This window comes from Bacteroides zhangwenhongii, from assembly GCF_009193325.2.
GTDB classification, from domain to species: Bacteria; Bacteroidota; Bacteroidia; order Bacteroidales; family Bacteroidaceae; genus Bacteroides; species Bacteroides zhangwenhongii.
The window spans coordinates 2,742,918-2,766,206 of sequence record NZ_CP059856.1; the positions used below are offsets into that span (position 1 = coordinate 2,742,918).

At 41.5% G+C, this 23,289-nt stretch carries 15 protein-coding genes; 5 read left to right on the forward strand and 10 right to left on the reverse strand.

Features of this window, described 5'->3' with window-relative positions; genetic code table 11:
- Positions 1 to 114 precede the first annotated feature (114 nt).
- On the forward strand, positions 115 to 777 hold the full coding sequence (locus GD630_RS11145) for an HAD family hydrolase (RefSeq protein WP_143865574.1): 663 nt from the start codon (positions 115 to 117) through the stop codon (positions 775 to 777).
- Between the two features lie 510 nt (positions 778 to 1,287).
- Here the strand turns inward: GD630_RS11145 and GD630_RS11150 are convergent.
- The 8 genes from GD630_RS11150 to GD630_RS11185 form a co-directional block, all read right to left on the reverse strand.
- On the reverse strand, positions 1,288 to 1,716 hold the full coding sequence (locus tag GD630_RS11150; RefSeq protein WP_143865576.1) for a hypothetical protein: 429 nt from the start codon (positions 1,714 to 1,716) through the stop codon (positions 1,288 to 1,290).
- 22 nt (positions 1,717 to 1,738) lie between these two features.
- Complete coding sequence (locus GD630_RS11155) at positions 1,739 to 3,292, reverse strand: right-handed parallel beta-helix repeat-containing protein (protein ID WP_143865578.1); 1,554 nt, start codon at positions 3,290 to 3,292, stop codon at positions 1,739 to 1,741.
- 119 nt (positions 3,293 to 3,411) lie between these two features.
- The gene (locus GD630_RS11160) at positions 3,412 to 3,672 is read right to left on the reverse strand and encodes a hypothetical protein (protein WP_182505590.1); all 261 of its coding nucleotides are present in this window, start codon (positions 3,670 to 3,672) and stop codon (positions 3,412 to 3,414) included.
- A gap of 85 nt (positions 3,673 to 3,757) precedes the next feature.
- The gene (locus GD630_RS11165) at positions 3,758 to 4,303 is read right to left on the reverse strand and encodes a DUF5043 domain-containing protein (protein WP_143865580.1); all 546 of its coding nucleotides are present in this window, start codon (positions 4,301 to 4,303) and stop codon (positions 3,758 to 3,760) included.
- A gap of 2 nt (positions 4,304 to 4,305) precedes the next feature.
- A complete protein-coding gene (locus GD630_RS11170) occupies positions 4,306 to 5,838 on the reverse strand; it encodes a hypothetical protein (protein WP_143865582.1) in 1,533 nt (510 codons plus the stop codon).
- Positions 5,839 to 5,843: 5 nt separating this feature from the next.
- Complete coding sequence (locus tag GD630_RS11175; RefSeq protein WP_143865584.1) at positions 5,844 to 7,625, reverse strand: O-antigen ligase family protein; 1,782 nt, start codon at positions 7,623 to 7,625, stop codon at positions 5,844 to 5,846.
- Between the two features lie 15 nt (positions 7,626 to 7,640).
- Positions 7,641 to 9,815: a discoidin domain-containing protein gene (locus GD630_RS11180; protein ID WP_143865586.1), complete on the reverse strand. Its 2,175-nt coding sequence runs from the start codon at positions 9,813 to 9,815 to the stop codon at positions 7,641 to 7,643.
- Positions 9,816 to 9,997: 182 nt separating this feature from the next.
- Complete coding sequence (locus GD630_RS11185; RefSeq protein WP_143865588.1) at positions 9,998 to 11,467, reverse strand: glycoside hydrolase family 28 protein; 1,470 nt, start codon at positions 11,465 to 11,467, stop codon at positions 9,998 to 10,000.
- 228 nt (positions 11,468 to 11,695) lie between these two features.
- On the opposite strand from GD630_RS11185, the gene GD630_RS11190 reads away from it, so the two are divergent.
- The gene (locus tag GD630_RS11190) at positions 11,696 to 13,597 is read left to right on the forward strand and encodes a rhamnogalacturonan lyase (protein WP_143865590.1); all 1,902 of its coding nucleotides are present in this window, start codon (positions 11,696 to 11,698) and stop codon (positions 13,595 to 13,597) included.
- Between the two features lie 79 nt (positions 13,598 to 13,676).
- Here GD630_RS11190 and GD630_RS11195 read toward each other — a convergent pair whose 3' ends face one another.
- Both GD630_RS11195 and GD630_RS11200 read right to left on the reverse strand, forming a co-directional pair.
- Positions 13,677 to 13,985 (reverse strand): HigA family addiction module antitoxin, encoded by a 309-nt coding sequence (locus GD630_RS11195; RefSeq protein WP_143865592.1) that lies wholly within the window; start codon positions 13,983 to 13,985, stop codon positions 13,677 to 13,679.
- Positions 13,986 to 13,996: 11 nt separating this feature from the next.
- Positions 13,997 to 14,314, reverse strand: coding sequence for a type II toxin-antitoxin system RelE/ParE family toxin (locus tag GD630_RS11200; RefSeq protein ID WP_143865594.1), 318 nt, complete (start codon positions 14,312 to 14,314; stop codon positions 13,997 to 13,999).
- A gap of 460 nt (positions 14,315 to 14,774) precedes the next feature.
- On the opposite strand from GD630_RS11200, the gene GD630_RS11205 reads away from it, so the two are divergent.
- The 3 genes from GD630_RS11205 (at position 14,775) to GD630_RS11215 (ending at position 23,268) form a co-directional block, all read left to right on the forward strand.
- The gene (locus GD630_RS11205; RefSeq protein ID WP_143865597.1) at positions 14,775 to 19,076 is read left to right on the forward strand and encodes a two-component regulator propeller domain-containing protein; all 4,302 of its coding nucleotides are present in this window, start codon (positions 14,775 to 14,777) and stop codon (positions 19,074 to 19,076) included.
- A gap of 214 nt (positions 19,077 to 19,290) precedes the next feature.
- A complete protein-coding gene (locus tag GD630_RS11210) occupies positions 19,291 to 22,254 on the forward strand; it encodes a glycoside hydrolase family 2 protein (RefSeq protein ID WP_143865598.1) in 2,964 nt (987 codons plus the stop codon).
- Between the two features lie 135 nt (positions 22,255 to 22,389).
- Complete coding sequence (locus tag GD630_RS11215; protein WP_143865600.1) at positions 22,390 to 23,268, forward strand: sialate O-acetylesterase; 879 nt, start codon at positions 22,390 to 22,392, stop codon at positions 23,266 to 23,268.
- Positions 23,269 to 23,289 lie beyond the last annotated feature (21 nt).

The window sequence follows — 23,289 nt, forward strand, 5'->3', positions numbered from 1 at the left end:
TTTAAGTAACTACAAAGATAACGAAAGTAACCGGAAATCGAGTCATTAATCCGTTTTTATTCCTACCTTTGCCATCCGAATATCATAAAGGATTAACAATAACCCCAAACCACAATGAAGAAACTAGCAATATTCGATTTGGATGGTACATTGCTAAATACGATCGCCGATCTGGCACACAGTACCAACTATGCTCTAAATAAATTAGGATATCCCACGCATGAAATAGAAAAGTATAACTTCATGGTAGGAAACGGTATCAACAAACTCTTTGAACGTGCCCTGCCCGAAGGAGAAAAAACAGAGGAAAATGTACTCCGTGTCCGCAAAGAGTTTATTCCTTATTATGATATTCACAATGCGGATGATAGCCGCCCCTATCCGGGGGTTCCAGAGTTATTGACCGACCTGCAGTCCGCCGGCATTCAGATTGCTGTAGCTTCCAATAAATATCAGGCCGCTACGGAGAAACTGATAGCTCACTACTTTCCGAACATTCATTTCACTGCCGTGTTCGGTCAACGGGAAGGAATCAGTGTAAAGCCCGACCCTACGGTTGTCTTCGATATATTAAAGTTGGCCAATGTAGAAAAAGACGAAGTTCTCTACATAGGAGACTCCGGAGTAGATATGCAAACGGCCGCCAATGCAGGAGTAACCGCTTGTGGGGTAACATGGGGCTTTCGTCCAAAAAGCGAACTGGAAGAATTCAAACCGACATATATCGTAAATACTACAGAAAAGATTTTATCACTTTTTACCCTCATACCCTCATAAACAGCCGTATCGACTTATTCATCGGCATTTCAGCAATGAGAGCAAGCCTGATAGTAAGTATGAGAGCAACTTTTACTCTCATACTTACTATCAGGAGTTTCAAATATAAACAAGCAGTATATGCTCCTTGAACAACCGTATGTTTAATGTAGAACAACAACACAGACAAAGTTAATCTACCCTATTTCTTTTGTTAAACTCCCGATATTTATAAAGGCTCACATTCGTGAGCCCTTGAGCTAACAGCCATAAACCTTTCAGCTCACGGCTGTGGACAAAACCGCTCATTAATGTGAGCCTTTACGATTCTCAGACGTTTTACATACTAAGTACGTATGTTCTTACTAACAGGCACGTAGCCTTTACGTATTACATACGGGCATCCGGCACCTAATCTACTATCGGATCTTTCACAATCTTCACTTCTTGACGAATATCCAGATTAAGCATGGGAGCTCTGGTATATGGATCGAGAACCATGATAAAAGAAATTAAGGCTAATGCAAACTCTCACTTAGCGAGCACCAACTCCCCCTCTCTATCATCACTACCGAACGTGAGAGAATAGTGCCCGTCCTTTATCACAGACACTTCCAATTGTTTTAAAACTATGATTTCAGTCTGTTTCCCTTTTTCCACAATTCTCAAAACAGGAGTAGCCTTCTTTCCCGTAGACCAATCTCCCTGCCATAGCAATCTGTATTGTTTACCCTCTGCAAGATTGGTTATTGCAACGGCACCTGGCTGTACCAGCAAACCCCAACCGTTCGGTTCTTCCAAAAGGATTTTCGTGTCCCACAAGAAATGAGGCGTTTGCTCCGAAGGCATATCGGGAGTTATGTCATCCATACCATTATCATTACCGCAAGCAATGAGAAAGAGACAGAACAGTACTCCCGTAGCTAAAAAGATTCTTGTTATTATGTGATGTTTTCTCATATCAATAATATCTTCAAGGTTATTATTTGTTTACTTTTAACCGGACAATAGTACCGTTGGCAGCCCTCGCTTCCAACATTACAAGTCCCTGATAGGAAGAAAGGTCAACTTTTCTTTCCGTAAACGATACGCGATTGTTGTTCACAAAAAAACTGGTAAACAATTCTGCATCCGGTCCTACCACACTTGCCATATTATCTTCCACTGCGATAGCGGCAGCCTCCAGCCAACCGAATCGTTCTTCGTCGGGAACTGGAACTTGCCCTCCGGACTCATATCCCATGCCTTTGCCATAAAGCACGCTGCTTGCCGTTATTTTCAGAAAGCCAATATCCGGCAAAGTTCCGTCCGCCTGACGCGGATTCATCAGTTCCGTATCTTCAAGACTTATAAAGTCGGCAGAAGTCAGTTCATAACTTTCGGGAGCAAAAGAGTTGTTCACAATCTCGCACAGCGTTTCATCCACGTCTATCAAGTGTTTGCCCGCGCTTCGAGGCATATAAGATATGTTATTCTTTATAATATGACCATAACCCGGCACATCAACTTTTTCGGATGCACTTTTCCTGTTCAACATACAGAAATTGGACGGGTTTTGGTAGCCCGTGTTATTATACCAGGCAATCCCTCCCAGATGATGATTGGCATAGAACCCTTTGTTTTTATTCTTATAAGCCAGACAATACTGAACAGTATGCATCGGAATCTCCTTCGGCACCTTTGGATTATCACTCATACCATAACCTCCTGATTTAAATCCGGTTCCATCTCCGGCCTTATCCCCCTCCTTCGTATATCCATTCAGAAAAGACCAGCAATTATCAATGGTAAAAGCCGCCTTGCAATTAATTAAATCGAACCCATCATCACTATTGTACCAGGCACGACATCCCCGAAACACATTACCCGTATAGGATTCCGAAGTCAGATGGCCTCCGAAGCCGTCCACATTTCCTCCTCTTCCGCTATCGGATACAGGATCATAATTATTGTATGCATCGCAATTCAGCACCAGATTATCTTTGCCCGTCACTATATAAAAGCCGATAGCCATGCCATCGTGCATGGACAAATGCTCATAGATATTGTTACTGCCTCCTTCATTACGGAAACATTCGGACTGTGTATGTTCTGTGATTGTCACTTGCGTGCCCACTACTTCCATATTTCTGAAGTGCAGATACGAACCGCTTACATAAAACACAATAACCCGTTCATTGACGGGCTTTACTTCCGAAAGGTCGAATACCGGACGTTCGTTCTTATAGCCGGAGTAGCAAATCCGCTTATCCTTCCCCGTCCCGCTTTTATCCATTTTAAAGACACGGCTCCAGGTAGTACTCCCCGCCGTATGGTGTTCCATCACCTCAGACTCCGTTATCTTGTATGTCCCCCGACGGATATAAACAGTATCTCCGGCAACCACTTTCGATTGTGCTTTCCTCAAAGTGGCAAAAGGTTTCTCTATTGTTCCACTGTTGGTATCGCTACCATTCGTAGCCACAAAATAATTTGTTGCCGGAAGAGAAAGGTAGTATCCTATAAAAAAAAGAAGAAAAAGGCTGATTCGTTTCATAGTATTAATGTATTATATGACAGCAAAGTTAGTGTTTTTTATACCCTAGAAACTGTAATATCGTACAAAAAGAATAGAAATTTGTTTCTAATAACATACCAAAATATAGAGCGCACTATTCAAACACACTCTATATACTTCACAATTACATATGTTCCTTGCCTACCTCTAATAGCCACAAATGCTATTTTATCAAATTCATCAGTAAAGATATCAGCATATTTCCCCGCAGGTATAACAAGTTTTCCATTCACATTGACAAAACCAGATAATGATTCATCTTTTATGAAGTCAAGATAATACTTATACAATTTAGAATCTTGAGCAAAAATTGTCATACAAGACAATAAAAGTACGATACATATTACATGATTTTTCATATTCGGCAATAAATTCTAGTAGAACAAAAAAGTAGTTTGTTTGCTAAAATATATCTATCCAAACAAACTACTCTATATCTTTAGGTCATCTCACTTCATGTCGCCATCCCACTATAATATAGTTTCGTCTTTTCCCGAGCTCTGTTGGAACGAACCAGACGTACTTCTTCAATTCAACTTCTATTTGGCGAAAAACAGAAATAGGAATAGTTGCATAAGGATTCATACAAGTAAACTTATAGTTCACCTCTGCAATTTTCCCCGTATTTGGATCTATAAACATTGTTATTCCAAAACTACGACCTTTCACCCGTAACTTTTCTTCTTTTGAAAAAGCTCCATTTATTATAGAATAACATTTTTGTTTTGTCCAAGAATCATCTTCCAGTTGTTTTTCTTGCATATTTTCTTCAATAGAAATTACTTGTTCCGTATGTCTATCAACCTGGTTAACATAAGTGAATTTGTTTTCCTTATTATAAAGGGTAACAAATTTAGCTTTTTCTAATACATCACATTGATAAGTGTAACCATTTTCTTTAAAAGTTTTGTCAACATTATAATAGTAGTTTTGAGCAACCATCGTTGAACAGAACAATAAATATGCAATACAAATTATGTAAATTTTCATAATCAACAATCTTTAGTTATTTTATTTAAGTTTGAAAAATTAGACAGAGAACTACGACTTTCATCATAACTATACTTCCCATAATTAGCATCCTGCTTAAAAGCCGTTACAACATGAAATTCTAAATAGGTATCGAGCAAATCCACAATCATCCCATCAATTAAATTTCCCTTATTATCAACATAATCCTCCAAATGTATTATTGACAATATCCGAGAATCTCCTCCCTTACTACCTTTTTCCCAATCACTTCCACCATATTCACTGCTTCCTTTTATATAAAGATAATGAGCATAATGTGTTTCTATCTCCATATTTATTATAGCATTTTTCCAAGAATCAAAGGACTTTTCATTTTGGTATTGATAAGCATGCATCAATTCATGAAAAAGTTGATTACTATCCATATTTCTATTCCACTGAAGCATATTGGTTTGAGGATTAAATGAAGCTTGGTCTTTTGTAGAAAATTGAAAAGAAATATGTTTTCCTTTTAATGAGTCCACCAAACTGTTATATAATCCTTTTCCCATACAATCTTTCATTATTGAATCCAGTCTCTCTTCTATGAATTTCCAATCCCGTACTGGCATATCTTTATTTTGAAATAATTTTTTAGCTTTGGGCGCTGCTTCATTTTCAGTAGGATCAACATCACCACTAATACCATCACCATCACCTATACCACTATCACCATTATCTTCATCTTCCTCCCACTCTTCTTCACAGACCTGATATTCGATTGGAGTTGTTATATCTTCACATATAGATTCAACTACCCACGCTTCTCCAAATTCTTCATCAGGTTCAATAGAAACCTCATCATGGCATACTTTTTCTACTTCAAAATCAATCTCTGTATGGCATTCTTCAACCCAACCACGAGTAATAAAAAATTTCGCATCTTCACTCAATGGCATTATTTTAGCAACAATTTTACCATTACGATATTTCCAACCGTTAATTAATCCACCATTAGGTTCAAAGAATAACACTTTACCATCAAAATCTGATTCTCTATATAAATATGAGTTACGTCCCATCTTCTTGCTCTTCTTCATATACTCTAATGAACCGACAAAAACAGTAATGAAACTTCTAATTTCACCTGTTCTAAGGTCTTTCCGAATTACCATTCGAGCAGCGTTACGAAGATATTTCTGTCCCCGTATTTTTTCAAACTCTTTTTGAGTCTCCGCATCAACAAATATTCTCTTACCACGCATTAGAATAGGAGTCTGTACAACTTCATACTTTCCTCGGTTAGCTTCATAAGCATCTTCCCATTTAGGTTTAACCATTGCAGCCTGTACATCTTTGGCTTCAGATGAACGCATAGTAACAACCGGAGTCATGTTAGCCTCAAACCATTGACGAGCTATCGCTGTAGTCAACTCCTTGTTTTTCTTTTTTAATTTACCAGAACGACTTGATTTACCACTTGGGAAATCCACACCATCATAGCAGGCATAAATGCACAAGCACAATACCGCCAAGACAATAAGCATAAGACGGGTTTCTTTAATTTTTCTCATAAGCTTTACTTTTTTTTAATTAAACTTTTAGTTAACTGTTCACTAAATACTTCTTTCAGTTTAAGGTGCAAATCATGTGTTGCAAAGCCATAGACTTTAACCTTTTCTGTTAATAATTCATTTGCTAATAAAAGTGCCTCTCGCTTTCTTCCTGTTTCTTGGTATAAAAAAGCAAGCTTTCCTCTAGGAGTTTGAAGTGTAGGCATCATCCAATGAGCCATTTTATATGATTCTTCTGCTTCAATAAATTCCTTTAATCGTTTGTGTACATCCCCTTTCAACACAAATACTGTCGGTGAAGGGAAACGGGATATCAGAAAAGACAATTTATCTTTTAAAAGTTCATCTTTTCTATATCTATTTAAAACCAAACAATAGTGATAGTAAAAACCTATTTCGTTTGACATCCAATGTTCCAATTTATTGTATTCACTAAGTGTTTTTTCAGACAGCGTATTTGGAGAAGAATGAGTTAAAAAATACAGTTGGTGATAATCTAGCAACATATTTGAAATACCATGACCCAATAGCAATACTAAAAATAAAAAGACAACTTTGATAACCACAAAACAACGAGAAGTTAAATGTATTTTTTTCCGTTTTACTTTATCCAACCTGACCAACAATGCCAAAGCTAACACCGTAAACAAAATAATAGGAAATACACGATTAGGATAAGCAAAAAGTCCCCAAATAAAAACAGACATCAACAACATCTGTGATAACCTAATAATCAAATGATTTCTTCTTGATTGCAAAATATAATATATCAAAATGACATAAATCAACAGCCCTGCAATGCCATATTCAACCAATAATCTCAATGGTTCATTAAAAGCTAAATGAGTGCTTCCCGCCAAATATTTTTCACGTTCTGTCCCTTTTTCTTTCAAATAACGGGCTTGATAATACATATAATTTCCAGCAAATCCTCCTGCACCAAATCCTGTTAGAGGTTTATTCTTTATCATCTCAATACCCACTTTTCCTATTAGTATTCGCCCATCTACTGAATCAGATCTATATTTATAAAGACCATAAGAAGCCAACAAACTCAATGCAAAAAAAAGAACAAGCATCACTGGAAGATAAGATTTATACAATATCCTTATCTGAAGTCTATAGATTCTCAATATGCCCCAACATACACTTACAATCAGAGCTACCCATGCCGCTCTTGAATCGACACAAATAAAAACCGGGAAACAAAAAACAAAAATGCAATATGATATATTTCGTATTTTCCTATAAAACGAATATCCAAAAGTATAGATAATAAATCCTACTATCACACAAAGAAGTAAAGACATAACACCTGCATAAACAGCCGGATTATGATAATGACCAGTAATAGAAAAATGAGAATTACCGGACGGCAAAATCTTAAAAAGTTGCAAATAGCCTATAGTAGCAAGCAAAAAGGCTGCCAGCATTACTCCTATATAAATCACAACATAATTTATTTTTCTAATCAATCGTAAAATACAATAGAGAATGAGTACACATAAACAACCAAGTTGCCACAAACCACTATTCCCCAACAAATAATCTACTATCATACAAGTTATTCCCGCTCCTACCATTAAATCAATCCAATGGAGTTGCACAAAAGGTACTATACGGTTGAATAGAATAGAAAAGACTAAAATCCCGCCAACCACTAATGTACCTAAAACAGGAAAAACAACAGATGCATTGTAAAATTCTGTAAAACGATTAATAATTAAAGAAATTATTAATATTCCCATCAAAGATGAAAATACCGTATTCCTGTCTAAATTAAACATAGAAAAAGAATATTATTAATATATGGATTCGTTTATTGTGTCTGTGTGAAGAAAGTATTGTTTACCATTAGAATAGAAGAATGGAAGTTCTTCTTTTCCTGTTGTTAGATTCCGTAACCAATAAAGCGTAGCATACGGCACATCTTTAAAATCCAGATAACTATTTTCTGCATAAAGTATTTTAAACTCCTTCCAACCATTGGCATAATAAAAAAGAGCATAACTATTCCCCGGAACAATCCCATTATTCGCTGTTCGTGGAACAAACCGAATACGATTGATTTGTACAGGAGTTCCAAAATCCATACCTACCGAAGAAGTTGTCACATAGGTATCATAGTTTCCGTCAAAAGCATCCGCAGCATTATGACCGGTATTAAGAGGAATGCCATTAATCCGATATAAAGATTGATTTTTATCTTCTAGTTGTTCTTTAGAAAAGATAGGTAGAGGTGTTGGAGAAGAGCATTTATGATTTCGTGAATATTTCCCCAAAAACTCCATATGAGCAATATTAACACCTTTCTTATCTGGATTTCGAAAGCGATAATACCGATATTTCTTGTCATTTTTAAATTCGACTTCTTGAAAATATGGATATGGGACATAATCTAAGATGTAAAGTGTGTCAAAATCCCTTTTTTCCTTATTACTTCCCAAGATATACGAACCCTTAATCCTTTCCTGCAACGCTTTCAGTCTTCGTTTTTCCGGATATTTACGTAAAAGATGTAACGTTTCTTTTTTAGTTGTATCACATTTCAAAGTGATATATTTCATTCCGGAAAGCTGTTTATTTGCCCCTGTAACAAGTAACTTTCCGTTTACCAAAGATATATCGAGCTTCTTTTTTTGCTGTTCATTAACCGTAAGAGGTTCTGGTATATCTTTCCTAAGTCGTGAAGATAATATCATAAACGGCTCATTGATATCAAGCATTGTTTCTCCATCAAAAATAACGGGAAAGAACAAAGTATTTAAAGGTATCTGTTCAAAAATGATTTCACTCTTCCGATGATCGATTTTGCCCCAGCCTACAGGCGTAAGCCCTTTAGTAGTGACCATACAGATATAAGCAATATTATTATCAATATTATCCAGTAATGGTAACCGGAAAGTTATGGTTTGATGATAACGGAAAGTCTGATCACTTAACAAAGGAGTACTAAATTGTTTAGGAATAAATTCATTTTCTGTTGCCATAAAATAAGGAGTATTATATTGTACTCCAAAAGTTTTTCTGTAGACCTTTCCACAATATTTAATATTACTATCCCAATCTTCACGCAAGTTATTGCCTGGTGCTGTATAAGGTTGGACTATTCCCGTCGAATCAGGAGAATTACACCAATAATGTTTGCTATCCCTATCTAACCATTTCGGAGTATATTCATAAACAACAGGGATTCCACATGCCCGTAAGACATTACAGCTCCAGTTCGTCATATTATGACAATCCATTTTAAATCTAGGAACGAACAAATCATAAATTCCCATGTGTTCTTTAGGCTTTACATATTTATTCAACCATCTACATTTATCAACATATATCTTATATCGTTCCACAGATTCGTGTGTAGTGTCCAATAAAGAATCTAATAATATCTTTTTATACATTTTCCGAATTTGACTACGCTTTATTAAAGGAAATTCATTAGTAGTTCGATATGGTAAAATAAACTCTTTGAAAAAATCAAAATCCTCATCTGTTTTATAACCTTTCTCATTCCAAATTCTCAATGCCGACTCTATATTATCGACTAAAAACTCTGAATCTATGATTTGAATATCAGTCTTATCAACATTTGAGATTTTAGGAACGACAAAACCATTAAATTTTTCAGCTAATGATATGCATAATGAATCATGTTTTTTCTTTTTATATGGACGTATTTCTTCAATAGTCATATTGGCAAACAACTGAGAATAGATAGAATCAACCCGCTCAAAATAGGAATTGTATGCAGAATCAAGTAAAATCATCTTTTTTGATTGATGATATGGCATATTCTCTATTAAGAAACAGGCTGACTGATAAGGTATTTTTCCTTGTCTTCTAAAATGTTCCAACACCTTTTCCAATTCCTTGCGATTGTCTCCAGCTTGCTTTAATGCTTGTTCAACAGTGTCAGGATACTTATGACAAGACATAAACAAACACATAAAACCTAAAAATAAGAGTGTTTTCATATAGTATATGATTTATTAATTACCATTCTATGAATTCCGAAGCAAAATTAGACTATTCTAGATATACAACCCCTGTACGATTGTACGTAAAAGATTAAAAATTGTCGCATGCACGTCTATATCATTTAGTTTTCATTGAGAATCCTCTCATAAATGATTTTTCATCCTACAGCAATGAAAAATCATTTATAATCTATCTCAATCCGGCTGTCTATATTATCCGCCTCCTGCACTTTAGTCTTATCTTCCACTGTCAGACGGATATCCTTCAACCGGAAGTTCTTGCTATAAGCGATTTTTCCGGCAGACTCCACACTCGCATTAATATTAGACAGGTAGAAGTTCTCAATGCGGAGCTCCTCATTCCATCCGGAAGCTGTGATAAAACGTTTTGCCCTGTCGGCCTGTATATTCGAGAAATACACATTCCGGAAATAAGGATATCCTTTCTCCTTCGGTTCGACGGGAGTCAGCATGGTAACCCAGTGTAACGGAATCTTTTTCCCCTTATATTCTTCGGGCAAAGCGGAGTAACTGTATTTGGGATTCCAGTTTAACCCCACAGCCAATACATACTTTACGCTATCAGCCTTCACACGGGTCATATAAATATTCTCCACCGTTCCTCCACGATTCATGGATGATTTCAGACGCAACGCCGCTCCCGTGCCGTAAGCTTTCAGATCGTAGGCAAGCACATTACGGATAGAACCGGAAGTCTCACTGCCGCACGTCACCAATCCCGCCCCTTTGCGTGCGGTACAGTTACGGATTACCACATTCTCCGTCGGTCGGTTCACGCGTAGCCCATCCGCATCGCGACCCGCTTTGATACAGATATTATCGTCATTGCAATCCACTTCACAGTTCTCAACCAGAATATTGGTCGAAGAGTCTATATCAATTCCATCCGTACTCGGTCCGTGTCCTCCCACATTATTATTAATGGTAACGCCATCCACCGAACAATGATCGGAATACAAAATCTGGCAAGCCCAAAAACCGGTACGTACAAGGGTGAAATCTTTTAAAGTGATATGTTTGCTGTTTGAGACAAGGATTCCCCGCACCCGTTTGCAGTCGTAATCCACAATCCAACGGAGTTTCTTCTTCTCATATTCCTTGCGCATCTCCCAATATTTATCCCAAAACACCTTTCCACGGCAATCAATGAATCCTTCACCTGTCAACGCTGCATTCTCCGCATCCATGATATTGATAACAGCCGAAGGCCATATCATTTCAATGCCGGCAATACGCGAAGGGAATTCCGGATAGTCACGGATATCCTCACTTGCTATCAACGTTGTGCCTTTGCTCAGATGAAGGTTCACTCCGCTTTTAATGAATAAGGCGCCTATACGGTAAACGCCCGAAGGAATGATAACCGTCCCTCCCCCCTTTTCATGGCAAGCGTCAATAGCCGACTGAATAAAACGGGTACTAAGAACGGAAGTATCACTTTTCAGTCCGAAGTCCGTTGCATGGATACAGTCGGATTTAGGAACCCGTTGCGCACCTACCTGTTCCGCCCACGACAAATCGGGCTGTACGGGGACATTCCCCCAGTCATGCGCGGAAACGGTAATGGTTCTTTTCGGACTCGTAAAGCCAATCAATGCCAATAGTACAATAGATAAAAGATACTTCATATTCACTCCTTTTTATTCACATTGCAAAATTACCGCATTCCGTAGAAGGCTAAATAGACGAATGTACACAAAAGATAGAAATTTATATGGAATGGATAATCCTATATACACAAGTGGACAATTCTATATTGTCTTTGTACATATTTCCATGTACAGGCATTCAAAAAAGGACTAAATTTGCCACATGAAATAAAAAGAATTATCTAATACTCAAAATAATAGAGTGACATGAAAAGAAGTACAAGCTGGTTACTGTTATGTATGCTTACATTGGTTACTATACCGACTGTAATGGCACAACCCAATTACAACTATTCCAAACTCCAACGGGAGAAGCTCGGACGCGGAGTAATCGCTATCCGTGAGAACCCTTCGGAAGTTGCCGTCTCCTGGAGATATTTATCTTCCGACCCGATAAAAACCGGGTTCAATGTTTACCGGGACGGCAAGAAGCTGAACGACCAACCCGTTATCGCCGGTACGATGTTTCGCGACAAGAACGGAAGTCCGGCAGCGGCAGTTTATGAAGTACGCCCTGTGATAAAAGGCAAAGAGACTCACCATACGGATGGCAAGTATACCTTACCAGAGAACTCTCCTCTCGGCTATCTGCAAATACCATTGAAAAGACCGGAAGGCGGAGTGACTCCCGCAGGAGACAGCTATACGTATAGTCCTAACGACGCTTCCATCGGTGATGTGGACGGTGACGGAGAATATGAAATCATCTTGAAGTGGGACCCAAGCAATTCACGGGATAATTCACATGACGGATATACCGGAGAAGTGCTTATCGATTGTTACCGGCTGAACGGTGAACAGTTATGGCGCATTAATTTAGGTAAAAACATACGGGCAGGGGCACACTATACACAATTTATGGTATATGACCTGGACGGTGACGGGAAAGCGGAAGTCGTGACACGCACAGCAGACGGAAGTGTTGACGCAAAAGGGAATGTCATAGGGAACACTCAAGCCGATTATCGTGAACACGGTACTTTCAGCAAGAAAAGAAATGCGATTGTCAATCAAGGACGGGTATGGAAAGGCAAGGAGTATTTAACCGTATTTTCCGGACTGACGGGAGAAGCATTGCACACGATTGACTATATCCCTCAGCGCGGTGATCCTTCCGATTGGGGAGACGAGCGTGCCAACCGCAGCGACCGTTTTCTGGCTTGTGTAGCCTATCTGGATGGAATTCATCCAAGTGTAGTGATGTGTCGGGGTTATTACACCCGCACCGTCCTGGCTGCCTTCGACTGGAACGGGAAAGAACTGAAAAAACACTGGGTATTCGATAGTAATGATCCCGGTTGCGAAGATTATGCCGGACAAGGGAACCACAACCTGCGTGTAGGAGATGTGGACGGTGACGGTTGCGATGAAATTATTTACGGTTCTTGCGCCATCGACCATAATGGCAAAGGACTCTACTCTACCAAGATGGGACACGGAGACGCTATCCATCTTACCCATTTTGATCCTTCACGCAAGGGACTGCAAGTGTGGGACTGCCATGAGAACAAACGTGACGGCAGTACTTATCGCGACGCGGCAACGGGAGAGATCATTCTCCAAGTGAAAAGCAACAAGGATGTAGGCCGCTGTATGGCAGCCGACATCGACCCTACCCAGCCCGGAGTGGAAATGTGGTCGTGGGAAGCAGGAATGCGCAATGCAAAAGGAGAAGCTATTGCAGGCAGGATAAAAGGATTGCCTACCAACATGGCTGTGTGGTGGGATGGCGACTTGCTGCGCGAGTTATTGGATAAGAACATTATCAGCAAGTATGATTGGAAAGCACAAAAGGTAAACAGAATCGTAACATTCGAAGGGGCTCTCTCCAATAACGGAACGAAAGCCGTACCCTGTCTGCAAGGTGACATCGTGGGTGACTGGCGTGAAGAAGTGCTGTTACGCTCGGAAGACAACTGTTCCCTGCGACTGTATGTATCGACTATTCCTACTGAATACCGCTTCCATACCTTCCTGGAAGATCCTATATACAGAATCAGTATCGCAACCCAGAATGTAGGCTACAACCAACCAACGCAACCGGGATTCTATTTCGGGCCGGATCTCACTAAGAAGAAAGAGACTTTCAGAGGGTATCAGTTCAAGTAATATCCATCCGTTAGGCGGGCCACGCCTAACGGAGTATCTTTTTGTTTGGGTAAATCTTCCGATAGGTAAAGTCTGGCTCTTATAGCAACGCTGCGTATTGTCGTATCCGATTCAAACGTTCCATAAAAGATTTGTCATTTCGGGTCTGCTGCATGTTGTAATCCAACTGCATACGCATCAGCAGTCCGGCATCTATCCCTAAAACCGCTTCGAGCAGCAACGCGGTGGAAGTGGTCAGAGGACGGCGGCAGTTCAGAATATCGTTTAAAATCTTGTACGAAATTCCCGCCTGTGCAGCAAGTTTGGCTTGCGACAGTTTGCGGCTTTCAACCTCTTCCTTGAGCAGTTCGCCCGGATGTATGGGGCGTTGACATGTATATTTTCCCATATGCCTTTCGTTTATTTATAATGGTTCGACAATTCTAAAATATTGCATATCGTCACGACTGTTTCGGACGAGATTTGCTTTACTGTAAACTCAATGCGGTATTGGTCGTTCACCCGGACGGACGAGATGCCTGCTTTATCACCCTTCAGCACTTCATAGTGCAGCGAATTGATTGCAAGGAGTTCTTCTATACCCCGGACTTGTTCCAAGACCTTGATACGTAGCTGATATCGGGCTATAATATGAGGTTGGAAGCGGTGTTTTTTATCCACTGTCATCCCTTCCTCATACAATTGACGCAGATATTCTTTATCAAAGCTTATTTCCATTATTTTTCCGTATCGTTTATTGTGCAAAGATAGAGTATATTCCTAAAGTTCCACTATAAAAGTGGAACTTTATTTTTAGCTCGTATGCTTTTTGAGAAAGTTTCTCGTTTTCCCAACATATCAAAGAACACTTTGCGGCTTATATCTTCACCGTTTTCTTGCCTGCATCGCCCGGGCTTCTTCACGGCTTCTACGGCCATGCAAATGCTGCGGGACTACGGGGCGCTTAAAAAGCGAGAGAGAAACGCACTCTAAAAAGAATCGCCGACCTTACTGCCGTAGTACATGTAGCCAAAGTCGAAGTTCATGTTGTACGCGTTGCCATAGCTGCGCTCCGTACTCGACCAATAGAAGGACAGAAAGCCAAATCTCTTGCTTACAACCTTCTTGCACTCATCCGCTTTTATTTTCGTTTTTTATCCTTATCTTTGTTGCGTAAGATAAAACACATAAATTCACTATGAAGAAGAATACGTTACTTATATTCTCCCTCCTGTTATTCTACTTGTACCCGGCATTCGCCTCCGTAGAGGTACGTTCCAATAAACTGACTACCGGAGACGGATTAGCCAATAACTCCATCCGGTATATGTCGCAAGACAGTAAGGGATTCATCTGGCTGGGTACGCTCAACGGATTAAGTTATTATGACGGCAATTCTTTTGTCAACATCTACCCTGACATCCACAATCCGCTTTCACTGGCCGATTCACGCATCCGGAGTATAGAAGAAGATCCGAACGGCTTCCTATGGATTTCAACGATGTCCTCTTTTATCAGTTGTTATGACCTGCGTCACGGCCGTTTTGTGGATTTCACCGGATGCAACGAATATAAAGAAAACTATTCTAAGTTCTTCATTACTTCCGATAATTCCGTCTGGCTATGGCATAATCAAAACGGATGCAGGAGAATCGTTTATCAGGATGGGAAGTTCTCGTCACAGACTTATAAGAAAGAGTTGGGAAATCTACCTTCCGACAGGGTGCAGTTTGTATTGGAAAGCGCCAAAGGAGAAGTCTGGATCGGAACCCGTAAAGGGCTATTGAAATACCGGAACGGGCAAACTGACAATCTGGACCCGCAGAGCCAAAGTTGGGAACATATCATCGCTTATGACCAATATACCTGCATCATCACCGACAAGAATGAAATCTACCGTCACACCTACTCTACCGACAAACTGGAAAAAGTAGGTTCACTTGCCGCAAGCTTTGACGACAACAGTCGTGTCACGGGCAACTTCCTCCTGGCAGACAAATGGGTATTGTTTACCGCCAACGGCAGTTATCTGCTGGATATCCCTACCGGAAAACTTTCCCGCTACTCCGACCTGAATATCAAAAACGGTGCGGTCACCAAAGACAATAAAAAGAATGTATGGGTGCACAACTATACCGGACATTTATGGTACGTCAACGTTACAACGGGCAATATCAAACCTTTCCAGTTCCTTTCTTCCGAACATATCGGCTATATAGATGTGGAACGATATAGTATCGTACACGATTCACGGGATATCATCTGGATTACAACTTACGGAAACGGACTTTACGCATACGAGCTGGCTACGGGAGACTTGCAGCATTTCACCTTTGACATCGGCCAATCCAGCCATATTAACTCTAATTACCTCCAATATGTAATGGAAGACCGTTCCGGCGGTATCTGGGTAAGCTCCGAATTTTCCGGTTTATCTCATCTGGAGATTCTGAACAAAGGCACACAACGTCTCCATCCCAGCGGCGAGAACAGTTCCGACCGCTCCAATACCATCCGTATGCTTTTCCAAACCCGAAACGGAAATATCTATATGGCAAACCGCATGGGCAGCCTGTACGAATACGACCCCGGTCTGACCAAGACAATACGCCGCGAGGATTTCACCCACAATGTGTACAGTATGAACGAGGACCCGGAAGGTAACCTATGGCTGGGTATGAGAGGAACCGGTCTTCGTATCGGAGCGGACAAATGGTACAAGAACAACAGCAAAGATCCCAATTCGCTCTCCAACGACCAGGTGTTCTCCATCTACCGTGACCGGAAAGGCCGAATGTGGCTGGGAACGTTCGGCGGAGGACTGAACTTAGCCGTAAAGACGAAGGACGGCTATCAATTCCGGCACTTCTTGCAGGACAACTATGGAGAGAAACGTATCCGTGTCATCGAAGAAGACAAGAACGGGCGGATGTGGGTAGGCACCAATAACGGTATTTATATCTTCCATCCGGATTCCCTCATCGCTTCGCCCAAGAATTATATCATATACAATCATGTCAACGGCACATTCCCCAACAATGAGATACGTTGCCTGATGAATGACCATGAAGGCAATATGTGGATCGGAACCGCCGGAGCCGGATTTGCCGTCTGCCATCCGGAAGGCGATTATCAACATCTGACCTTCAACTGTTACGACATCAAAGACGGGTTGTCCAATGCCGTAGTGCAATCCATTGTTCAGGATAAGGATAATAAGATGTGGATAGCTACCGAATATGGCATTTCACGCTTCACTCCTGCAACCAAGCAAATTGAGAATTATTTCTTCTCTTCCTACACTTTGGGAAATGTATATAGTGAGAACACCGCTTGTGTAAGCAATGACGGCAAACTACTGTTCGGTACCAACTATGGCTTGGTTGTATTGAATGCCGATAAAATAGAGAATCTGGACAAACCGACTTCCGTAGTCTTTACCGGACTTCAGATCAACGGAGCCAATATGCTTCCCGGTGTAGAGGATTCTCCTTTGCAGGAGGCAATGCCATACATCAACGAGCTGAACTTGAAATATTATCAACAATCGTTTGTCATCTCCTTCTCCACATTCAACTATCTGAATGGGGTATCCAAGTATTCCTATTGCCTGCCCCCTTATGACACGGAATGGAGTTCGCCTTCCAACCTGAACTTCGCCACTTACCGGAACTTGCCTCCGGGCAAGTACAAACTCCACGTGAAAGCTTGCAACGCCGCAGGTATCTGGGGAGAAGAGAATGTGATGGAGATTGTGATAGCCCCTCCGTTCTGGAAAACGACTTGGGCTTACCTGTTATATGCCCTGTTAATCGCAGTAGCCGGCTATTTCAGTTTCCGTATCATCCGGAATTTCAACGCATTGCGCAACCGCATCACAGTAGAAAACCAGTTGACGGAATACAAGCTGGAATTCTTCACCAATATATCTCATGAGTTCCGCACTCCATTAACCCTGATTCAAGGAGCTTTGGAAAGAATCGTCAATATGGGAAACCATTCCAGAGATATGCAACATTCCCTAAAAATCATGGATAAGAGTACCAAGCGGATGTTGCGGCTTATCAACCAATTGCTGGAATTCCGGAAGATGCAGAAGAATAAACTTGCCCTTTCATTAGAAGAAACGGACATTATCGCTTTCTGCTATGAGATATTCCTAAGTTTCAAGGATGTAAGCGAATCCAAAAACATGGATTTCCGCTTCGAGCCGTCACATACCTCTTACAAAATGCCTGTCGATAAAGGAAATCTCGACAAGGTGATTTACAATCTACTTTCAAATGCATTCAAATACACTCCGTCCAATGGGAAAATCATATTCAAGGTAGAAATCTCGGAACAAAAGCAACAACTTTGTATCCAAGTGACGGACACAGGAGTAGGCATCCCGAAAGAAAAAAGAAACGAATTGTTCAACCGCTTCATGCAAAGCAGCTTCTCACACAGCAGCGTAGGTGTAGGGCTTCACCTCACCTATGGTCTGGTCAATATACATAAAGGAACGATTTCTTATAAGGAAAATGAAGGAGGCGGCTCTATCTTCACCGTAGAACTACCGGCAAATGCCGACGTTTACGAGGAAAAAGACTTCCTCATCCCTAACCAAATACTGATTGAGGAAGAAGAACAACGCCATAAAGAATTTATTGCGAGTGACAAGACAGAAGAACCGGCAGAACCTTCCGTTCCATTGAATAAACGGAAAGTATTAATCATAGAAGACGACAACGATGTCCGTGAATTCTTAAAAGAGGAAATCGGTCAATACTTCGAAGTGGTGGCCGAAGCGGACGGGATCAGTGGCTTTGAACGTGCACAGACCTTTGACGCCGATTTGATTATCTGTGATGTGTTAATGCCGGGAATGACAGGATTTGAAGTGACTAAGAAACTAAAGAATGAGTTCGCAACAAGTCATATCCCCATCATCCTGCTGACTGCCCTTAATATGGATGAAAAATACCTGGAAGGTATAGAGGCCGGAGCGGATGCCTATATCACCAAACCATTCAGTGTATCTTTGCTGCTCGCCAGAGTATCCAGACTGATAGAGCAACGGGACAAACTCCGTGAGAAGTTCTCCAATGAACCGGGAATCGTCCATTCAGCAATCTGCACCAACAACAAAGACAGCAAGTTCCTGGCAAAGCTGAACGAAATACTGAACGAGCACATGGTAGAAGCCGAATTCTCGGTAGACGACTATGCCAACCTTATGGGATTGGGACGTACCGTATTCTATAAGAAAGTACGTGGAGTGACAGGATACTCTCCGAATGAATACTTACGTGTTATCCGTATGAAGAAAGCAGCGGAATTGTTATTGACCGAAGACCTGACCGTTGCCGAGATTTCCTATAAAGTGGGTATCAATGATCCTTATTATTTCAGTAAATGTTTCAAGAACCAATTTGGAATCGCTCCTTCTATTTATCAGAAGAATAAAGGACAGCATGGTTCGAGTTCACCACAGATTACACAGATTAACACAGATTAATTTAATGCATTAATAATCAAGATCTATTATCTGTGTTAATCTGTGTAATCTGTGGTGAGAAGAAGCCCCAGTGTACTATCTTACGGATTTGCGTACAAATCTCCATTACTGTTTTTTCATCAAAAGATAAAAAATACATCCTTTCCGTACGGGAGTATAGGCGTATTTTCCATTAATGTGCTTCCTTTGCAGCAAAACATTTTAATTGATCATCATGAAACACAACTTATTTCTTTTCGTATTTTTACTGGTCGCATTGCCCGCCGTCAAGGGACAGGCAAGTGAACGTAAAAAGTACAATTTCAACAGCGAATGGAAACTGCAAACAGGAGATTTTCCTAAAGCCAAAGATGCAACATTCGATGACAGCAAGTGGAAACAAGTCACTTTGCCTCATGCCTTCAATGAAGATGAAGCATTCAAAGTTTCTATCGAACAACTGACAGACACGGTGGTGTGGTATCGTAAAAGTTTCCGCATTCCCGATTTAAAAAGTAATCAGAAAGTATTTATCGAATTTGAAGGAGTACGCCAGCGTGGAGACTTCTACCTCAACGGACACAATCTGGGAAGACATGAAAACGGGGTGATGGCAGTAGGTTTCGACCTGACTCCTTATATCAAACAAGGTGAAAACGTGATTGCCGTACGGACGGACAACGACTGGATGTACAGGGAAGAAGGAACCAAGTCCAAATTTCAATGGAACGACCGTAACTTCAACGCCAATTATGGCGGTATTCCCAAAAACGTATTCCTCTACGTTACCGACAATGTATATCAGACACTTCCCCTGTATAGTAATCTGAAAACGACGGGAGTATATACGTACGCTAAGGACATCGACATCAAAGGCAGAAAAGCTACGATCTGTGCAGAATCGGAAGTCAGAAACGACAGTAAAGAGCCTCGCCAGTTCACCTATCAGGTGACTATATTAGATGCCGACGGCAAACAAGTGAAGACCTTTCAAGGCGACAAAGTGACTTTGAAAGCAGGGGAAACTAAAACAGTAAAAGCCTCTGCCCCTGTTGGCGGCCTTCATTTCTGGAGTTGGGGATATGGCTATCTGTATACGGTAAAGACAGCTCTGAAAGACAGTAACAACCGTATATTCGACGAAGTAAGCACTCGTACCGGATTCCGTAAGACACGTTTTGCAGAAGGAAAAGTTTGGCTGAACGACCGGGTGATCCAGATGAAAGGATACGCCCAACGTACCAGCAATGAATGGCCTGCTGTCGGACTTTCCGTTCCGGCTTGGCTGAGTGATTATTCAAACGACCTGATGGTGAAGAGTAATGCCAACCTGGTTCGCTGGATGCACGTCACTCCTTGGAAACAGGATGTAGAATCTTGCGACCGTGTAGGTTTGATACAGGCAATGCCTGCCGGTGATTCGGAAAAAGACCGTGAAGGACGCCAATGGGAACAACGGCTGGAGCTGATGCGTGACGCTATCATTTATAATCGCAACAATCCCAGTATCTTGTTCTATGAATGTGGAAACAAAGCGATCAGCCGGCCTCACATGATTGAGATGAAAGCCGTTCGTGACAAGTATGATCCATTCGGCGGACGTGCCATCGGTTCCCGCGAGATGTTGGATATCCGTGAAGCGGAATATGGCGGCGAAATGCTGTATATCAACAAAAGCGAACATCATCCGATGTGGGCAACCGAATATTGCCGCGACGAAGGTTTAAGAAAATATTGGGATGAATACAGTTATCCTTTCCATAAAGAAGGAGACGGACCTCTTCACAAAGGACAACCGGCTACCGATTACAACCGCAATCAAGACCAGCTTGCTATCATTATGATTAATCGTTGGTATGACTATTGGCGTGAACGTCCCGGAACAGGCAACAGAGTCAGTTCCGGTGGAACCAAGATTGTTTTCTCCGATACCAATACTCATCATCGGGGCGAGGAAAACTACCGCAGAAGCGGGGTGACGGATGCCATGCGCATTGAGAAAGACGCATTCTACGCTCATCAGGTCATGTGGAACGGATGGGTGGATACGGAAGCAGACCAGACCTACATCATCGGTCATTGGAACTACCCGGAGAATACAGTAAAACCGGTACATGTAGTATCCACCGGCGAGGATGTGGAACTCTTCCTGAATGGTAAATCGTTAGGAAAAGGTAAACGGCAGTACAACTTCCTCTTTACTTTCGACAAGGTCACTTTCAAACCGGGCAAGCTGGAAGCTGTCAGCTACAACAAGGACGGAAAGGAAATCAGCCGTTACGCCGTAAGCACGGTAGGTGAACCAGCCAAACTGAAACTTACCGCCATCCAGAATCCGGAAGGCTTCCACGCAGACGGTGCCGACATGGCTCTGATACAGGTAGAGGTAGTAGATAAGGACGGCAAACGTTGCCCGTTGGATAACCGTACTGTCCAATTCACTTTAAAGGGAAATGCCGAATGGCGCGGAGGTATCGCACAAGGTGAAAACAACCATATCCTCGATACCAATCTGCCGGTAGAATGTGGTATCAACCGTGCACTTATCCGCAGTACGACAACTGCCGGAAAAATAACACTGACCGCACAAGCCAAAGGGTTACCTGCAGCCACTCTTACATTGGAAACGGTTCCGGTGAAAGTAAACAATGGATTAAGTTCCTATCTGCCTCAAGCGAGTTTGAAAGGTAGACTGGACAGAGGTGAGACTCCTTCCACTCCTTCTTATAAAGATACCAAAAGAGGAATCCGGGTTGTATCGGCAAAGGCCGGAGCCAACAGCGGAGATGTTGCCAAGAGCTACGATGATATAGAACTGTCTGAATGGAAAAACGACGGCAAGCTCAGCACTGCATGGATTACTTATACATTGGAAAGAGAAGCAATGATAGATGACGTTTGTCTGAAACTGCACGGATGGCGTTCGCGCAGCTACCCGCTGGAAGTATACGCAGGCAAAGAGCTGATATGGAGCGGCACTACAGAGAAGAGTTTGGGATATGTCCACCTGAACATAGAAAAGCCGGTACGTGCCAATACCATTACGATCCGTCTGAAAGGCAATACAAGTGACAAGGACGCTTTCGGGCAGTTGATAGAAGTAGAAGCGAAAGCCGCCAACAAAATGGAACTGGAAAAGAGCAGCAGTAAGAATCAGCTGCGAATCGTCGAGGCAGAGTTCCTCGAGACAATCAAATAGATTCGTTTTCAATAGGTATATAGAACCCACATAAGATTGTTAGTTTGATTAAAAAGTCCTCTTTTACGTTTCTATCGTTTGGGAGGACTTTTTATTATTCAGTTTGTATTTAAAATCATAAACCATCATTTCATCATGAAAAATTTAGTTATCATTTTAATGCTTGCATTCTGTTGCAATTGCCTGGCAGATAATAACCAACCTGCCCATGTCATTATCACTGCCGGACAGTCAAACACCGACGGACGTGTGCCCAACGACCGTCTGCCGGATTACATCAAAGCTATGTCCACAGACACGGCCTTCACCACAGGAGCCTACAAATACTGTAAAATAGCCCAGAACCGCACAGACGGGAAGTTCCGTCCTTTCTGGCCGAAGAGCAAAAGAAGGGCCAAGCCCCACACATGGGGATATGACGCCATCACCTACTATTGGTTGGAGCAATTATGGCAAGAGCCTTTTTACGTTATCAAATGGGCTATCGGAGGCACTTCTATCGAACCGTCCACCAGTTCGGACAAGTCGGTTCACTGGTCGGCAAATCCCGAATGGCTATCCGGCAACGTGGCAACCAGCCAAAAGGGGCGTTCCTTATTGCTTTCTTTTATCAATGACATAGACGGTTGCATCGACAACACCTTATCGAAATTAAAGAACGGTTACCGGATTGACGCATTTCTGTGGCATCAAGGAGAAAGCGACCGTGCATACGGCGACAAATACTACGAGAACCTGAAAGCAGTCGTCGCTTATGTGCGCAACCATCTGAGTGAAAAGACAGGAGAAGACTACTCCAAGCTTCCGTTTATCTTCGGTACGGTAGCCAGGAAGAACAAGCAATACGGCAGTGAGGTTGAAGAAGCGATGAAACGCCTGGCGAAAGAAGACAAGAATGCCTATCTGATAGATATGTCGGATGCGGAATTGATGGGCGACCGCCTTCATTTCAATCAGAATTCAGCCGAATATCTGGGCAAACAGATGTACGAGCAGATTAAAAAACTGCGATGAAAAGGCTATATTTGTACTTTT

What these genes read in the sequence shown, in the direction of transcription:
- GD630_RS11145 (WP_143865574.1), top strand. Translation starts at nt 115, where the DNA reads ATGAAGAAACTAGCAATATTCGATTTGGATGGTACATTGCTAAATACG.
- GD630_RS11150 (WP_143865576.1), bottom strand. Translation starts at nt 1,716, where the DNA reads ATGAGAAAACATCACATAATAACAAGAATCTTTTTAGCTACGGGAGTA.
- GD630_RS11155 (WP_143865578.1), bottom strand. Translation starts at nt 3,292, where the DNA reads ATGAAACGAATCAGCCTTTTTCTTCTTTTTTTTATAGGATACTACCTT.
- GD630_RS11160 (WP_182505590.1), bottom strand. Translation starts at nt 3,672, where the DNA reads ATGAAAAATCATGTAATATGTATCGTACTTTTATTGTCTTGTATGACA.
- GD630_RS11165 (WP_143865580.1), bottom strand. Translation starts at nt 4,303, where the DNA reads ATGAAAATTTACATAATTTGTATTGCATATTTATTGTTCTGTTCAACG.
- GD630_RS11170 (WP_143865582.1), bottom strand. Translation starts at nt 5,838, where the DNA reads ATGAGAAAAATTAAAGAAACCCGTCTTATGCTTATTGTCTTGGCGGTA.
- GD630_RS11175 (WP_143865584.1), bottom strand. Translation starts at nt 7,625, where the DNA reads ATGTTTAATTTAGACAGGAATACGGTATTTTCATCTTTGATGGGAATA.
- GD630_RS11180 (WP_143865586.1), bottom strand. Translation starts at nt 9,815, where the DNA reads ATGAAAACACTCTTATTTTTAGGTTTTATGTGTTTGTTTATGTCTTGT.
- GD630_RS11185 (WP_143865588.1), bottom strand. Translation starts at nt 11,467, where the DNA reads ATGAAGTATCTTTTATCTATTGTACTATTGGCATTGATTGGCTTTACG.
- GD630_RS11190 (WP_143865590.1), top strand. Translation starts at nt 11,696, where the DNA reads ATGAAAAGAAGTACAAGCTGGTTACTGTTATGTATGCTTACATTGGTT.
- GD630_RS11195 (WP_143865592.1), bottom strand. Translation starts at nt 13,985, where the DNA reads ATGGGAAAATATACATGTCAACGCCCCATACATCCGGGCGAACTGCTC.
- GD630_RS11200 (WP_143865594.1), bottom strand. Translation starts at nt 14,314, where the DNA reads ATGGAAATAAGCTTTGATAAAGAATATCTGCGTCAATTGTATGAGGAA.
- GD630_RS11205 (WP_143865597.1), top strand. Translation starts at nt 14,775, where the DNA reads ATGAAGAAGAATACGTTACTTATATTCTCCCTCCTGTTATTCTACTTG.
- GD630_RS11210 (WP_143865598.1), top strand. Translation starts at nt 19,291, where the DNA reads ATGAAACACAACTTATTTCTTTTCGTATTTTTACTGGTCGCATTGCCC.
- GD630_RS11215 (WP_143865600.1), top strand. Translation starts at nt 22,390, where the DNA reads ATGAAAAATTTAGTTATCATTTTAATGCTTGCATTCTGTTGCAATTGC.